Annotated in this window: 11 protein-coding genes, 1 tRNA gene and 1 pseudogene; 1 reads left to right on the top strand and 12 read right to left on the bottom strand. The window is 70.7% G+C overall.

Annotated elements, in window-relative coordinates:
• Window positions 1–20: 20 nt before the first annotated feature.
• From rpmE to D474_RS0119420, 9 genes and pseudogenes are all read right to left on the bottom strand, one after another.
• Window positions 21–236 carry a 50S ribosomal protein L31 gene (gene rpmE / locus D474_RS0119460; RefSeq protein WP_017615179.1) on the bottom strand — a complete coding sequence of 72 codons (216 nt, stop codon included), beginning with the start codon at window positions 234–236 and terminating at the stop codon, window positions 21–23.
• A 189-nt stretch (window positions 237–425) separates the two neighbouring features.
• Window positions 426–2,261 (bottom strand): L-lactate permease, encoded by a 1,836-nt coding sequence (locus tag D474_RS0119455; protein WP_017615178.1) that lies wholly within the window; start codon window positions 2,259–2,261, stop codon window positions 426–428.
• A gap of 260 nt (window positions 2,262–2,521) precedes the next feature.
• A pseudogene (gene rho / locus D474_RS29370) lies at window positions 2,522–4,515 on the bottom strand (transcription termination factor Rho).
• 437 nt (window positions 4,516–4,952) lie between these two features.
• Window positions 4,953–5,891, bottom strand: coding sequence for a homoserine kinase (gene thrB, locus D474_RS0119445; protein ID WP_026118632.1), 939 nt, complete (start codon window positions 5,889–5,891; stop codon window positions 4,953–4,955).
• A gap of 94 nt (window positions 5,892–5,985) precedes the next feature.
• Window positions 5,986–7,044: a threonine synthase gene (gene thrC, locus D474_RS0119440; protein WP_193374029.1), complete on the bottom strand. Its 1,059-nt coding sequence runs from the start codon at window positions 7,042–7,044 to the stop codon at window positions 5,986–5,988.
• A 316-nt stretch (window positions 7,045–7,360) separates the two neighbouring features.
• Window positions 7,361–8,644, bottom strand: a complete 1,284-nt coding sequence (locus tag D474_RS0119435; protein WP_017615175.1) for a homoserine dehydrogenase — start codon at window positions 8,642–8,644, stop codon at window positions 7,361–7,363.
• A 71-nt stretch (window positions 8,645–8,715) separates the two neighbouring features.
• Window positions 8,716–10,101, bottom strand: coding sequence for a diaminopimelate decarboxylase (gene lysA / locus D474_RS0119430; RefSeq protein WP_017615174.1), 1,386 nt, complete (start codon window positions 10,099–10,101; stop codon window positions 8,716–8,718).
• 120 nt (window positions 10,102–10,221) lie between these two features.
• Window positions 10,222–11,280 carry a DALR anticodon-binding domain-containing protein gene (locus tag D474_RS0119425; RefSeq protein ID WP_017615173.1) on the bottom strand — a complete coding sequence of 353 codons (1,059 nt, stop codon included), beginning with the start codon at window positions 11,278–11,280 and terminating at the stop codon, window positions 10,222–10,224.
• Complete coding sequence (locus D474_RS0119420; RefSeq protein WP_017615172.1) at window positions 11,277–11,663, bottom strand: response regulator; 387 nt, start codon at window positions 11,661–11,663, stop codon at window positions 11,277–11,279. The genes D474_RS0119425 and D474_RS0119420 overlap by 4 nt, the downstream gene beginning before the upstream one ends.
• A 153-nt stretch (window positions 11,664–11,816) precedes the next feature.
• Here D474_RS0119420 and D474_RS0119415 point away from each other — a divergent pair.
• Window positions 11,817–11,888 (top strand) — tRNA-Arg (locus tag D474_RS0119415).
• A 118-nt stretch (window positions 11,889–12,006) separates the two neighbouring features.
• Here the strand turns inward: D474_RS0119415 and D474_RS29365 are convergent.
• The 3 genes from D474_RS29365 to D474_RS0119400 all read right to left on the bottom strand — a co-directional run bounded on the left by D474_RS29365 (window position 12,007) and on the right by D474_RS0119400 (window position 15,428).
• On the bottom strand, window positions 12,007–12,825 hold the full coding sequence (locus D474_RS29365; protein ID WP_017615171.1) for an IclR family transcriptional regulator: 819 nt from the start codon (window positions 12,823–12,825) through the stop codon (window positions 12,007–12,009).
• A 21-nt stretch (window positions 12,826–12,846) separates the two neighbouring features.
• Window positions 12,847–14,214, bottom strand: a complete 1,368-nt coding sequence (locus tag D474_RS0119405; RefSeq protein ID WP_017615170.1) for a YjiH family protein — start codon at window positions 14,212–14,214, stop codon at window positions 12,847–12,849.
• 239 nt (window positions 14,215–14,453) lie between these two features.
• A complete protein-coding gene (locus tag D474_RS0119400; RefSeq protein WP_017615169.1) occupies window positions 14,454–15,428 on the bottom strand; it encodes an arsenic resistance protein in 975 nt (324 codons plus the stop codon).
• Between the last annotated feature and the right edge of the window lie 37 nt (window positions 15,429–15,465).

The raw sequence follows: 15,465 nt of genomic DNA, 5'->3' as shown, positions 1-15,465 counted from the left end.
CCGCCGGACAGCGGGCAGCGCTACTTGGCGGTGCGCTTGCCGAAGCGCTTCTCGAAGCGGGCGACCCGGCCACCGGTGTCCAGGATCTTCTGCTTGCCGGTGTAGAACGGGTGGCACTCGGAGCACACATCGGCACGCAGTTCGCCCGCGGTGAGGGTGCTCCGCGTGATGAAGTGGGCGCCGCAGGTGCAGGTCACTTCGGTCGGAACGTACTCGGGGTGGATGTCGGACTGCATGGTGTGTCTCCTCTTCAGGGGCGCGACCGCCGGACGCATGCCGAGCGCGCCACCCGGAGGGTGGGAAGGTTTCGGGACCATGCGCGAACCGGTGCCGCGGCGATCTGGGTAGTGAGGACAACGGCGCGCGCAGGGCGGACCGGTCCTCTTACCAGTTTGCCAGACTCACAACGATGCCGGGACCAGTCCCTATTCCGAACGGCCTCCTCCCTGACGGGGCCTGGGAAGCCGTGTGTGCTCGGGTACCGGCAGTCTCGCGTCCCTGAGTTTGAACCAGGCGAGGAGTGCTGCCAGCGCCGCGAGCGTTACCGCGAGCAACACCGTACCCGCGTGCAGTGCGACCCCGTTGACCAGGATGAAGGAGACAGCACCCGCGACCAGCAGGTAGTAGGTCAGGGGCAACACGGTCTGGCGCAGCACGTCTCCCTCACGGCCCGCGAGACCGACCACTGCGGAGGCGGCCACGACGTTGTGCACGGTGATCATGTTCCCTGCCGCACCACCAACCGCCTGGGCGGCCACGACCGACTCGGGGGGCACGGCGATCCTGTCGGCGGTGGCGTGCTGGAACAGGGAGAACATGAGGTTGGAGACGGTGTTGGAACCGGCCACGAACGCGCCGAGCGCACCGATCCACGGTGCGATGAGCGGCCAGTTCGTACCTCCGAGCTCGGCGGCGCCAGCGGCCAGGGTGAGCGGCATGCTCTCCAAGGTCGTCTCACCGAACTCGGCCCCGGTGTTGATGAAGACCCGGACCAGCGGCACAGCGAAGAGCAGGGCGACGGCGGCTCCGGCCAGTTGGGAGCCGGCCATCTTCCAGGAGCCGAGGATCTGGTGTCCGCGCATGCGGTGGAGCCCGTAGGTCACCGCACTGACGAGGATGAAGGTGGCACCGGGCGAGAAGAGGGGTTCGACGGCCTCCCCGATCCCGGTGCCGAGGATGTCGTCCCAGCTCAGGGTCACGCCCTCCAACCACACCTTGAGGGGCTCGACGGTGCGGGTGATGACCAGGACCGCAGCGATGATCAGGTAGGGCGCCCATGCGCGCAGCAGCCCGATGCGGTTCTCGGTGCTGACCATCTCTGACCCGCCGCTGCCGGGCTCGAGCTTGCCGGTCCAGCGGGCGAGCCAGTCCTCGCGCGGCGGGAAGTCCCAGACGGTCCTCGGCAGGAGGAACCCCTTGCGGGCGGCGAGCACGACGATGACCAGGCCGGTCAGGCCGCCGAGGAGGCTGGTGAACTCCACGCCGAGGAAGTAGTTGTACAGCACCGACGGGATCGTGAGGGCGAAGGCGGCGAAGAGCGCGAACTTCCAGGCACCGAGGCCGTCCGAGAACCGCCGCTCCTTGCCGTAGAACCCGCAGAGCATGCAGCAGATGAGCAGCGGAACGAAGGTGCCGGCCGCTGCGTGCAGGAGCACGGTCTGGAAGCCGATCTCGGAGATGTACTCGGGGAAGCTCATCCCGAGGGCGGAGGCGCGTTCCTCCACTCCCCCGCCGCCCTCGAGGCCGCCGGAGACACCGACGAGGACCGGAGTGCCGACGGCGCCGAAGCTGACGGGGGTGCTCTGGATGACCATGCCGACCATGACGGCGGCCATCGCGGGGAACCCGAGCGCGAGCATGAGGGGTGCGACCACGGCCGCGGGGGTCCCGAACCCGGAGGCCCCCTCGATGAAGCTGCCGAAGAGCCAGCCGATGATGATGGCCTGCACGCGGCGGTCGGGGCTGATGTCGGTGAAGGTGCGTCTGATGGTGGCGATGGCCCCGCTCTTGGTGAGGGTCGCGAGCAGGAGCAGCGCACCGAAGATGATGTAGAGCAGGCCGACCGCGAGGATCAGCCCCTGGATGCTGGAGGCGAGGACGGCGGCCCATTCGGTCTGCCAGAAGTACACGGCGATACCGACGACGACGATGTAGCCGACCGGCATCGCGTACATGGCGGGCAGACGGAACCCCACGAGCAGGATTCCGACGAGGACGATGGGGGCGAGGGCGAGAAAGCTGAGTACGGCGAGGTGGTCCATCCAGACGGCTCCCTGGCATGGGGGGTACTCGACGCCGCGATGCTAAGGGGGATTCCCTTGGGGCGATACACCCCTCCTGTGATCCGAGACACACAGGTGACCTTTTCCGAGCCACGGTGTCAGTGACTCGCGATGTGGAATGCCCCGCCGGGCCTGGATCTGCCCGGACCCGGCGGCCGCGCTCCGGGACGAGGCCGCCGCACACACGAGAAGGAGCCCTCCGCCGCGGGAGGGCCCCTTCGCCGTACCGGGATCCCCGATCAGGTGGTCTTCTGCACCTGCATCAGGAACTCGGCGTTGGTCTTGGACTCCTTCATCTTGTCCAGGAGCAGCTCGACGGCCTGCTGCGTGTCGAGCGCGTGCAGCACCCGGCGCAGCTTCCAGACCACGTTGAGCTCCTCGTTGGACATGAGGATCTCTTCCTTGCGAGTGCTCGAGGCGTCCACGTCGACCGCGGGGAAGATCCGCTTGTCGGCCAGGGACCGGTTGAGCCGCAGCTCCATGTTGCCGGTGCCCTTGAACTCCTCGAAGATCACCTCGTCGGCGCGCGAGCCGGTCTCGACCAGCGCGGTCGCCAGGATGGTCAACGAACCGCCGCCCTCGATGTTGCGGGCCGCGCCGAAGAACTTCTTCGGCGGGTACAGCGCCGTGGAGTCCACACCGCCGGACATGATGCGCCCGCTGGCCGGTGCGGCCAGGTTGTAGGCGCGGCCCAGGCGGGTGATGGAGTCCAGCAGGACCACGACGTCGGTACCCATCTCGACCAGGCGCTTGGCGCGCTCGATGGCCAGGTCCGCGACGGTGGTGTGGTCCTCGGCAGGACGGTCGAAGGTCGAGTGGATGACTTCGCCCTTGACAGTGCGCTGCATGTCGGTGACTTCCTCGGGACGCTCGTCCACGAGGATCACCATGAGGTAGCACTCGGGGTTGTTCTCGGTGATCGCGTTGGCCACCGACTGCATGACCATCGTCTTGCCGGCCTTGGGCGGGGAGACGATGAGACCGCGCTGCCCCTTGCCGATGGGCGCGACCAGATCGATGATGCGCGTGGTCATCANCCGTCCCCCAGCCGCAGGCGCTCCTGCGGGTAGAGCGGGACGAGCTTGGAGAACTCCTGGCGGCCCTTGGCCTGGTCGGGGGACATCCCGTTGACCGAGTCCAGGCGCACCAGCGCGTTGAACTTCTCGCGGCGCTCGCCCTCACGGGGCTGGCGCACCGCACCGACGATCTGGTCGCCCTTGCGCAGGCCGTGCTTGCGCACCTGGGCGAGGGAGACGTAGACGTCGCTCTGCCCGGGCAGGTAGCCGGTCGTACGCACGAAGGCGTAGTTGTCGAGGATGTCGAGGATCCCCGCGACCGGCAGCAGGACGTCGTCGTCACCGATGACCGGGTCGGCCTCCTGGCCGCCCCCGCGGCGCCGGTCCCGGCGGTCGCGCCGCCGGCCGCGGCGGCGTCCGCCACCTCCGCCGAAGTCGTCGTCGTTGTTCTGGTCGCGGCCCTGGTTCTGACCACCGCCGCCCTGCTGGGCGTTGTTGTTCTGATCATCGTTGCCGCCTCCGCCGCCGCGGTTGCGGTTACGGCGGTTGCGCTGACGCTCTCGCCCCTGACCGGACCGGTTGTTGTTCTCCCGGTCCTCAGAGGCGTCGGGGCCGTTCTTCCGGGGGGTGCTGGATGTCTTGGTCACGCTGCTCGCGGAGGTAGAGGAGTCGGCGCCGTCCACCGCTCGGGGCTGCTCACCGGAGTCGTCGCCGCGGTTGCGGGACGAACGGCGGTTCCGGGAGGGCTTGTCGCCCTTCCCGCCCTGGGAGTCGGCCACGGCCTGGTCCGACGGCTGCTCACCCGAGGACTTCTTGTTGTCCCGGGTGTGGTCCGAGGCCGTCTTCTCGGAGGCCGGGGCCTCGGCCGGTCCGCCGGTGTCCCCGACCTTACCGGCCTTGGGCGCCGGGTCGGCTTTCTTTGCTGATTTGGGCTTGGCCGGGGCGGCCTCGACGGGTCCCCCCTGCTTCGCCTCGATCGCGGCGATGACGTCGCTCTTGCGCATGCGCCCCGTACCGGTGATGCCCAGGCTCGACGCGAGCTTTTGCAGCTCGGGGAGCTTCAGAGCCGCGAGCCCGGTACCCCGCGTGCTCGCGCGGGACCGAGACGAGGAGGTGGCGTTGTTCGACGCCGACTCACCGTTCTCGGCACCGGAAGCGTCGGTGGTGGCTTTGCTGTCGACCGCCGCGTCCGTGTGGAGCTCGGTTGTGTCGCTCACTAAGGGTCCTTCCCAAGGAGCGGGCTTCGGCCGTCAGCAGGTCGCTGGAGCGGCCGGCCCGTGTGTTGCGAACCGGCAGGGGCCGGGTAGGGCGTGCCCCACGTCGGTCGGAACCGGCGAGAAGACGGTCCCCTACCCAATCGCGGCGGGCTCTGGGTATGGCCAGACGTCGGGGCGGGTGGCTCAGTGATGATGCCCGTCAACCTTGGCCACACTCATCCGGGGACGAGGTGACTGCTGAGAATGAAGGGCGAGATCGCGGAGAACCGCTGACTCACCACTCTGGCCACCGCCTCCGCGCGATCGTAGGACCGGACCGCCGGAGTATGGGACGCGGGTGCCGTCGTGGCGGATGAGCACACGCCCCGCAACGGGGCATCTGGTGCTTCACCAAGCCTAACATCACCAGCGGCCACGGCTATTCCTCGACACGGAAGCTACGGATGGGGAGATGGGGTCCACACCCCCGCCGGCTCGACGTGCAGGGGGCGTACATCCCAATCATTACCCGCCCTCCACCGGATCGAATCAACCTGCCGGGCAATTTCGGGCGTTTCCGGGGCGGCCACGCCCTCGGTGACCGAGCACAGGACGAGCACGGTGGGTCCTGCCCCGGAGACCACGGCGGGCAGATTCTCGTGTTCCCTGAGGTCAGAGACGAGGTCGAGGGTGCGGGGCATGGCCGGGGCCCGGTACGCCTCGTGCAGCCGATCCCGGGTGGCCGCGTACAGACCCTCGGGATGGCCACAAACGGCCGCGGTCATGAGTGCGGCACGGCCGGCGTTGAAGGCGGCGTCGGCGTGCGGGACCGTCTCCGGGAGGAGTCCCCGCGCCTGTGCCGTCGAGACACGCCAACCGGGCACGCACACCACGGGGAGGATGCGCGGGTCCACGGCCGGGGAGACCGCTCCCCACCCCCGGTCCTCGCGGTAGGCGACGGTGTAACCGCCGTACACACAGGGCGCCACGTTGTCGGGGTGGCCCTCGATGTCGGCGGCCACCTGGTAGATCCAGTCGCGGTCGGGACCGCCGTCGGGACCGGTACGGCCCAGCAGAGCGGCGGCCGCGGTGACCCCACCGACGATCGCGGAGGAGGACGACCCGAGCCCGCGCGCGTGCGGGACGCGGTTCACACAAGCCAGGTCGAGGCCCGGGGCCTTCTCCCCCACTCGGTCGAAGGCCGCGTGCAACGAGCGCACCACCAGGTGGCGGCCGTCCAGTGGGACCTCACCAGCGCCCTCCCCCTCGACGCTGACCGTGAGGCGGTCGTCGTCGCGGAGGCGGACCTCGAACTCGTTGTACAGACACAGCGCCAGGCCCAGGGCGTCGTAGCCGGGGCCCAGGTTGGCGCTCGTGGCGGGCGCGTGCACCGTCACCCGCGTGGGTCGGGTCATCGTGGCTCCTCCATGGGGGCACCCCGGGCGCGGGCCCGGGGTGTGCGTGGGCGGGCGGCGGGGGCCGCCCGCGGAGTCAGACGAGGCCGAGGGCCTTGGCGGCGGCCTGGGCGTCGACGGGCACGGTGGTCGCAGCGCCCGCGCCGGCCAGGGCCCAGTCCGGGTCCTTGAGGCCGTTGCCGGTGACGGTGCAGACCACGCGGCTGCCCTCGGGCACGAGCCCCTGCTCGGCGGCCTGGATCAGGCCGGCCACGCTCGCGGCGGAGGCGAGCTCGACGAAGACCCCCTCCTCGGCTGCCAGGAGCTTGTATGCGGCCATGATCTGACGGTCGGTGACCTTGTCGATGAGCCCGCCGGAGTCCTCGCGGGCACTCTCGGCGAGGTCCCAGGAGGCGGGGTTCCCGATGCGGATCGCGGTGGCGATGGTGTTGGGCGTGGTGACCGGGGCACCGTCGACCATGGGCGCTGCGCCACTGGCCTGGAACCCGAACATGCGGGGCTTGCGGGTGGAGATGTCGTCGTCGGCGTACTCGGAGTAGCCCATCCAGTAGGCGGAGATGTTGCCGGCGTTGCCCACGGGGATGCAGTGGATGTCGGGGGCGTCGCCGAGCGCGTCCACGATCTCGAACGCGGCGGTCTTCTGACCCTGGAGACGGTACGGGTTGACCGAGTTCACCAGCGCGACGGGATAGTCGATGCTGAGCTTGCGAGCCAGTTCCAGGCAGTCGTCGAAGTTGCCGTCGACCTGCAGGAGCGTGGCACCGTGCACGAGCGCCTGGGCGAGCTTGCCCATGGCGATCTTGCCCTGCGGGACCAGGACCGCGCAGGTCATGCCCGCCCGGATCGCGTACGCGGCGGCGCTGGCGCTCGTGTTGCCGGTCGAGGCGCAGATGACGGCCTTGGCGCCCTCCTCGGCGGCCTTGGTGATCGCCATCGTCATGCCGCGGTCCTTGAAGGAGCCGGTGGGGTTGAGCCCCTCCACCTTGAGGTGGACCTCGCAGCCGGTCAGCTCGGACACGCGCGTGGCGGGAAGGAGCGGGGTGCCGCCCTCCTGCAGGGTGACGACTGGGGTCTTGTCTTTGACGGGGAGGCGGTCGCGGTACTCCTCGACGACGCCTCGCCACGCCCGTGCCATGCTCACGACGGTGTCCCTTTCGGGTGTTGAATGACGCTCCACGCGCGATCGGTCCGGCGGGGCCAGCGCGAGTGCGTGGGCTCCCACCTGCCCACGAGTCTATGGGCATCAAGGGACCGTCTCGGATCGCGGGCGAGCGTCTCGGGATATGGACATTTCGGGTGCACCGAGGGCACGTCCGGCGCCCGGAGGACGGACTCCGGACGCCGGCCCGGCCAGAGCCGGCCGAGCCCGGCCCGAGAGGTCGGTAGAGCCTGCTCCCGCACTCGGCCCCGGCCCGAGGAGATCACCGTTCGGGCGCCGGCATGCGACTACTTCACGCGAAGTTCTCCACCCGCATCACACTCGCGACCTCACGCACGACGTCGTCCTCCTGCAGCCGTTCGACGGTGCTGCGCAGGGCGGCGTCGGGCGCCTGATGGCTGACGAGGACGAGCTGGGCGTCGTCGCCGCTGCCCTCCTGGCGCACGTTCTTGATGGAGACCCCGTGCTCGGCGAAGATCTGCGCCACCGTGGCGAGCACACCGGGACGCTCGGCGACGTCGAGTGCGACGTGGTAGCTGGTGACGGTCTCCCCCATGTCGTGCACGGGCAGCCCGGTGTCGTGTCCGCCCTCGCCCACATGGGTGTCGGCGAGCCGGTTGCGGGCCACGGCCACCATGTCGCCGAGCACGGCACTGGCGGTGGGGGTGCCACCGGCGCCGGCACCGTAGAACATGAGGCGTCCGGCGGACTCGGCCTCGACGAAGACCGCGTTGTAGGCCTCCTTGACGCTGGCGAGCGGGTGGTCGACCGGCAGCATGACCGGGTGGACGCGCACGCCGACCGACTCGCCGTCCTCCGAGCGCTGGCAGATCGCCAGGAGTTTGACCACGCACCCCATCGCGCGGGCACTGGCGATGTCGGCGGCCGAGACCGCGGTGATGCCCTCACGGTGCACATCGGCGGCGGTGACCTGCTGGGTGTGGAAGGCCAGGCGGGCCAGGATCGCGGCCTTGGCGGCGGCGTCGAAGCCCTCCACGTCCGCGGTGGGGTCGGCCTCGGCGTACCCGAGCGTCTGCGCCTCCTCCAGCGCCTCGGTGAAGCCGGAGCCGACCGAGTCCATCCGGTCCAGCACGTAGTTGGTGGTGCCGTTGACGATGCCGAGCACCCGGTTCACGCGGTCCCCGGCGAGGGAGTCGCGCAGCGGGCGCAGCAGCGGGATCGCCCCGGCCACGGATGCCTCGTAGTAGAGGTCGACGCCTGCCTCGCGCGCGGCCGCGTGCAGAGTCTGGCCGTCCTCGGCGAGCAACGCCTTGTTCGCCGTGACCACGGACTTGCCGGCCTTGAGCGCGGTCAGCATCAGCGTGCGGGCCGGTTCGATACCGCCGATGACCTCGACGACCACGTCGATGTCGGGCCGGGTGACCAGACCCGTGGCGTCGGTGGTCAGCAGCGCGGGGTCGACACCGCGGTCCCGGTCGAGGCGGCGTACCGCGATACCGCCGATCTCCACCGGTGTGCCCACGCGCGCGGCCAGTTCCTCGGCCTGTTCGTCGACCAGGCGGACGACTTCCGAACCCACTACGCCGCATCCGAGCAGCGCCACCTTCATCGCCATTTGGGCGTGACTCCCACTTCTCTCGTGTCCGTGACCTCGCGCGGCCTGTGCCGCTCCCGGGGGTGGACGTTTCAGCCGACGTCGAGGCGGAGCAGGTCCTCCTCGGTCTCCCTGCGCACGATGACCCGGGAGTCCCCGTCCCGGACCGCGACCATGGCCGGACGCGGCAAATGGTTGTAGTTGCTCGCCATCGAGTAGCAGTACGCGCCCGTGGCCGCGACCGCGACCAGGTCCCCCGGCCGCAGGTCGGCGGGCAGGTACAGGTCGTGCACGATGATGTCACCGCTCTCGCAGTGCTTGCCGACCAGGCGGGAGAGCATCGGTTCTGCCTCACTGACCCGCGACACCAGGCGGCCGGTGTACTCCGAGCCGTACAGGGCGGTGCGGATGTTGTCGCTCATGCCGCCGTCGACGCTGACGTAGGTGCGGATGCCCTCGACGTCCTTGACGGTCCCGACCTCGTAGACGGTGATCCCGGCGGGGCCCGCGATGGCCCGGCCCGGCTCCACGGCAAGACGCGGGACCGGGAGCCCGGCCTCCTCGCACTCGCGCTGGACGATGGTGGTCAGCCCGGCCGCGATGGTCTTGGGGTCGAGCGGGTCGTCGACGGAGGTGTAGGCGATGCCCAGGCCCCCGCCGAGGTCGAGCTCGGCCAGGGTCACGTCGAGTTCCTCGTGGATCTGTGTGAGGAAGCGCGCGACCCGGCGGGCGGCGACCTCGAACCCGGAGGTGTCGAAGATCTGCGAGCCGATGTGCGAGTGCAGGCCGACCAGGTCGAGGTGGTCGGCGGCCAGGGTGCGGCGGACGGCCTCGGCTGCGGCACCGGTGCTCATCGCGAAGCCGAACTTCTGGTCGTCGTGCGCGGTGGCGACGAACTCGTGCGTGTGCGCCTCGACCCCGGTGGTGACGCGGATGAGGACCTCGGGGCGGGCACCGGCCTCGGCGGCCACCGACTCCAGGCGGTCGATCTCGTCGAGGGAGTCGAGGATGACGCGTCCGACCCCGGCCTCGACGGCGCGGCGCAGCTCCGCCACGGACTTGTTGTTGCCGTGCATGCCGATGCGCTCCGGCGGGACCCCGGCGGCCAGGGCGACGGCCAGTTCACCGCCCGAGCACACGTCGAGCTTCATGCCCTCCTCGGTGACCCAGCGGGCCACGGCCTTGGTGAGCAGCGCCTTGCCGGCGTAGTAGACGTCCGAGCCGGCGAACGCGGTGCTGTAGTCACGGGCCCGGGCGCGGAAGTCCTCCTCGTCCATGACGAAGAGCGGGGTGCCGTGGGTACGGGCGAGTTCCCCGACCCCGATGCCGCCGACGGTCAGCTCGCCTTCGACGCGGCGGGACGTGGCGGGCCAGACCTTGGGGTCGAGGGCGTTGAGGTCCTCGGGCGGCAGTGGCGGGTTCTCCTCCGGCAGGACCTCCGCGTGGCGGGATCCGGCGGGGTGCGCGTAGCGGCTCATGATGGGCTTTCGACTGGACTTTCGTCTGTGCGGTGGCGGAGGGCGCCCCGTCCATTGTCCACCGACCCGATCGGGACGAGAGGGTCGGGTCGGGGCGTGAGGTTGCGGTGCCGGCGGGCCCTACAACCTCGTGGGCGCGGACACACCGAGGAGGAAGAGCCCCGTGCGCAGGACCCCGGCGACGGCGGCGGGCAGTGCCGGGTCCGCGGCGGCCCCTTCCGCACGCGCGGCGGCACGGGGACACGTCCGCCACTCATCGTAGGCACTGGCCAGCCCCTCCAGGTATCTCACCAGGATATGGGGTTCCTCTCTGCGTGCGGCCGAGTCCAGGGCGCTGGGGCCGTCGAAGAGGCGGCCGCGGAGCGCAGCCGCGTGGGCAGGGCAGGAAGCAGATGGCGCTGCACCCTGGGCGGTCCAGCGTTCCTGGCTGGTGGCGTGGGCGTGCGCGTACTGCAGGCGGAAGGCCGGGTTGGCGTCGGTCAGGCGGGACCAGGCGCCCGGACGGTCGGCGGACGGCAGCACCGGCAGATCGTTGCCGGTGGTCTCGCTCTCGCGGGGGCGTTCGGGTACGGAGCGGCAGAAGGCCACGCGGGAACTGTCCTCCCCAATGCTGCCCAGGGCACGGGCGGCCTCGGAGAGCAGTTCGGTCTCGTCGCCGTCGCGGTAGGGATCGCGCCAGCCGACGTGCTCCTGCCCCGGACCGGGCGGTGGGTCCTGCGCGTCCAGGGCCAGGGTGATGCGGGCACGCGCGTCGGCACGGGCGTGCCTGCGGGCCTGGGCGAGCGGGCCGGCCTCGTGGAGCGCTGTGCGCGGCCAGACCCCTTCACCCGTCCAGGTGCGGCCGGTGAGCCAGACTGGGCCGTCGGCCGCCGCGCGGGCCATGCGGGCACGCTGTTCCGCGGTGAAGGTGACGTTGACGAACCCGCGCCGGTCGCCGCTGACACCCGCGTATCCGGGACGGAGCTCCTCGGCAAGGCGGCCACCCACCCGCGCGGGGGCGTCCTTGCCGCGGGAGGCGCCCACGAGGCGGACGATGCGGGGCGCGAGCGGGGACGCGGCGTCGTGGCCCCTCTGTGCCTGCTCGGCGCGCGGCCAGGCGAACGGGACCTGCTGCGGGTCGAGGTCGAATGCGCGCACGGCGGCACCGCGGACCTCGGCCTCCAGGGACCAGGGGGTCACTCCCGTTCCCCCTCGAGCAGCCCGCGGACGATCTCCACGAGCGCGTCGGGGTCGAAGGGTTTGGTCAGGTAGGCGTCCACCCCGATGCGCTCCCCGTGCCTGTGGTCCTCTTCCTGTGCCCGCGCCGTCACCAGCACGACCCGGCAACCGAGCTCGGTCCGGCGGGCACGCAGGCGCTCGGCCGCGGTCCAGCCGTCAAGGCCCGGCATCATCACGTCCAGGGTGACCACGTGCGGGTCGACGTGGTCGACCTGGTCGAGGCAGTCCTGGCCGTCGACGGCCGTGAACACCTCGAAGCCCTCGAGTTCGAGGTTGAGGCGGATGAGTTCCCGGATCATCTCGTCGTCCTCGACGACGAGAACCCGTGCGGGTAGGGCGTTCACGGGCGAGACCCTACCGCCGCCGGGTGAACGTGCACCACTGGAACGCCCGAACGGCACATGGCGATGCAGGATCTGGGCAGGAGCGCGTGCGCTCGGGTTCTGCCGAGTGGACGAGGACCCCGCAGCCCCTGCTACAGTTGTTCTCGCAACCGCGCCCCCTTAGCTCAGGGGATAGAGCAACGGCCTCCGGAGCCGTGTGCGGAGGTTCGAATCCTCCAGGGGGCACAGGTACAGATTCGGCGGGGTAAACCCCGTCGAACAGGCGAGAAGGCGCCCCTCGGGGCGCCTTTCGTGTTTCCGGGGCACCGGCGCACGTGCGGCACCTCCCACGGCGCTCCCTCCCTCACAGCGGACGCGACCGGTCGTGGCCGGGCTCGGCCCGGGTGCGGGCCGCACGCCTGTGGCCGGGGCGTCTGCCGCTGAGGCAGCGGGTGAGTTCCTGTGCGACCGCGCGGGCATCCGCTGCGAGCGCGGACAGGGCCACCGGGTGGGAACTGGGCACGGTCAGACCGATCGCGGCGACAGGGGTGGCGTTGTGGTCGAACGCGGCGGCCGCCACCGAGGAGAAGTCCGCCGTGACCTGACCTTCCTCACTGGACCAGCCCTGTCGGCGCTCCCGGGACAACACCTCGCGCAATTCGCTCGGCGTGGTGGGGCCGAGCCCCGTGCGGGTGACGAAGCTGTGCCGGCCGGGGTAGAGGGCCCGCACCTGGGCGCGGGGCAGGTGGGACATGAGGACGCGGCCCGAGGCGGTCAGGTGGGCCGGCAGCCGGACCCCGACCGCCGTGATCAGTGTGGCGACGTGGGGCGGGTGCTCCTTGAGCAGGTAGAGGGTGTCGGCACTGTGCAGGATGCCGAGATGGGCCGTGGCGCCGGTCCTCCCGCTGAGTGCGCGCAGGAGGGGCCGGGCGAGGCGTTCCAGGGGTTCGTGCCGCAGGTAGGCGGAGCCGACCTCGAAGGCCGCGATGCCCAGGCCCCAGCGGTGCTCCTCGGGCAGGTGGGTGACGAAGCCGGTCTCGGCCATGGCCTCCAGGAGCTGGTAGACGCTGGAACGCGGCAGGTCCAGGTCGGTGGCGATGGTCGAGGCCGGCACAGGTCCTGAGCATGTCGCCAGGTGGCGCAAGATGCGCAGCGCCCGGGTGGCGGACGGAACACGGTTCATGCGGCGATTGTGTGTCCTTCCCTAAGCCACGAGGAAGACCACATGGGTGATCCCCGCGACCAGGGGGATGGCGAGCAGGGTGCGCAGGAAGAAGAGGGTGATGCAGTCCCGCAGACGGATCGGGATGTCCAGTTCCAGCAGCAGCGGGATCGTCGCCGAGAAGAAGAACAGTTGGCTCAGGGACAGCACAGCGACGAAGAACTTGGCCTCGACGACCAGCCCCGTACTGATGAGGGCGGGCAGGAACACCTCGCTGATGCCGATCAGGCTCGCGGGGGCGACCGTCTCGGCGTCGGGGATCCCCAGCAGGGCGATGACCGGTTCGAGCGGGCGGCCGAGCCAGGTGAACAGCGGCGTGTGCTCGGCCACGAGCACCGCGATCGTGCCGATCGCCAGGATGGTGGGCAGGATGACCAGGGCCAGGCGGATCCCCTCGGTCACCGCCCGGAAGCACTCGCGAGCGACGCCGTCGGCGTTCGACGCCCGTTCGACCGCGCTGCGCACCGCTGCCCGGGCGAGGGATCCTTCGGGGGCCGACTCGGGCTGCGGGTCGGCCACGTAGTCGTCGCGGATCCGGGACAACGGCGGAATCCGGGCGAGGACCACGGCGAGCACCACGCACACCAGCAGGACCGAGCCCACGATGACCGGGAAGAATCGCATCAGGTCCAGGGTCGCGGTGGCCACGGCGAAGAAGCCCAGGCTCACACCGCTGAAGCACGTCGCGAGGACGACCGCCTCTCGCGCGCTGTACCGTCCTTCCAGGTACATACGGTTCGTCACGTACAGGCCGACCGAATAACTGCCGACGAAGGAGGCCAGTGCGTCGAGCGCTCCCCGGCCCGGGACCCGGAAGACCGGCCGCATGACCGGCCGCGCGAACGCCCCCAGGAAGTCGAGCCCCCCGTAGGCGAGCAGCAGGCTCACGAACACCGCGCCGATCGGCACGATCACCCCTACCGCTGTGACGACGGTGGAGAAGATCATCGGTCCGACGCCCTCGTCCAGCACCGCGGCCGGGCCGACGTCGAAGACGATCATCACCGCGAGGACGGCGCCCAACAGGCGGACGGCCGTGAACACCGGACCGGTACCGAAGGCGCGGAGGTCGAAGCGTTCCGAGGAGAGGGTGCCGCGGCGCTGCAGGGCCGCACCGACGGTGAGCGCCGCGGCGACGAGGACGGCCGTCAGCGCGTAGTAGCGGACCGCGGTGGGGAACCCCTCGGTGATGCCGCTGACCAGGAGGTCGAACAGGATCGTCCACTGTCCCTCGGCCGGGATCGGCAGGAGGAAGAACACGAGCCCGACCACGGTGGCGACCACGAACCGGACACGGCCGCGTGCTGGGCTCACCGCAGTGACGGGCGGGCTCTCGGCAGGCTCGGGCATGGTGGACCACCTCCAGGAAACAGGAAGGACGCGCGGGGGACCCGGTCTTCGCGCTGCGCCCATTCTGTGTGTGAGTCGCGCCATACGAGCGGGCCCTGAGCGCCCTCTGCTCCGACCACCGTGGAAATATCCGCCCTGACCTGGGAAAACTCCGTGGCCTGAGTCTCAGATCTCAGACACAGTCTGTTCGGGCACCCTGGACCGAAGGCGCAGGCGGGCCCCGTTCCGTAGGGGTGGGGTCAGTGCTGGGCGGTTTCCCCGGTGCGGGACCCACGCACGCGCACCAGCTGCGCCAGGAGCGCGAGCACCGGAAGCTCCAGGAGCGGGCCGACGACGAGCGCGACCGCGATCAGCGGACGGTCCGGGAAGGCCGCGACCGCGATGGCCAGCGCGATCGGCGAGTTCCGGGCCGTGGCGGTCATCGTGAGCGTGACCTTTTGCGCGGCAGGAAGGCGCAGCAGCCGGGACAGGCCGACGGAGACCAGCGGCAGCACGACGAAGAAGACCCCGAGCGGCAGCAGCAGGGCGAGCAGGTCGGCGGCGTGCTCCAGCACGGTGCGGGCCTGCCACGCGAACATCGCGAACACCGCCGCGTAGAGGAGTGGCAGCACCACGTTCCCGGCCGGTACGACGACGTACCGCTCGCGCCAGGCCTCACCCTTGGACCGCGCCGACGCCCAACGCAGCAGGAGGGCGAGCGCCAGCGGGACCACGAGCACGAGCAGCACCGACTCGGCCAGGGTCCCGGCGTCGACCATCGCCGCCTCGCCGCCCAGCAGCAGCACGTACACCGGCAACAGGAGGAGCTGCAGGACCAGGTTGACCGGTAGCAGCGCGGCGGCGATCCCGGTGTGGCCGCGCGCCATCGCGGTGAAGACCAGGTACCAGTCGGTGCACGGGGTCACCAGGAGCAGGAGCAGCCCGATGCGCAGGTCGGGTTCGCCTCCCAGCAACCCGGCACCGAGGGCCCAGGCGAGCGCCGGGGTGAACACGAAGTTCAGCACGAGACCGGCCAGCACCACCGTGCGGGCCCGGCGCACCTCCCCCACGTGTGCGGCGTCCATCTGCACGAAGACGGCGGTGAGCATGACCAGCAGTGCGGGGAGCACGACGTGCTCGGCCGCGGGGCCGATGGGCAGCGCCAGTCCGGCGCCCAGGCCGGCGAGGGCGGCCACGGCGACGAACAGGCTCTGGAGGCGTTCAGCCAGGGACACGGGTCAGGTCTCCACGGTGTGGTCGAGCGCGCCGAGC

It is taken from the genome of Nocardiopsis salina YIM 90010 (genome assembly GCF_000341025.1).
Taxonomy (GTDB): Bacteria; Actinomycetota; Actinomycetes; order Streptosporangiales; family Streptosporangiaceae; genus Nocardiopsis; species Nocardiopsis salina.
Note: the sequence above shows the minus strand (reverse complement) of the source record. Positions and strands in the feature narration are given on the sequence as shown.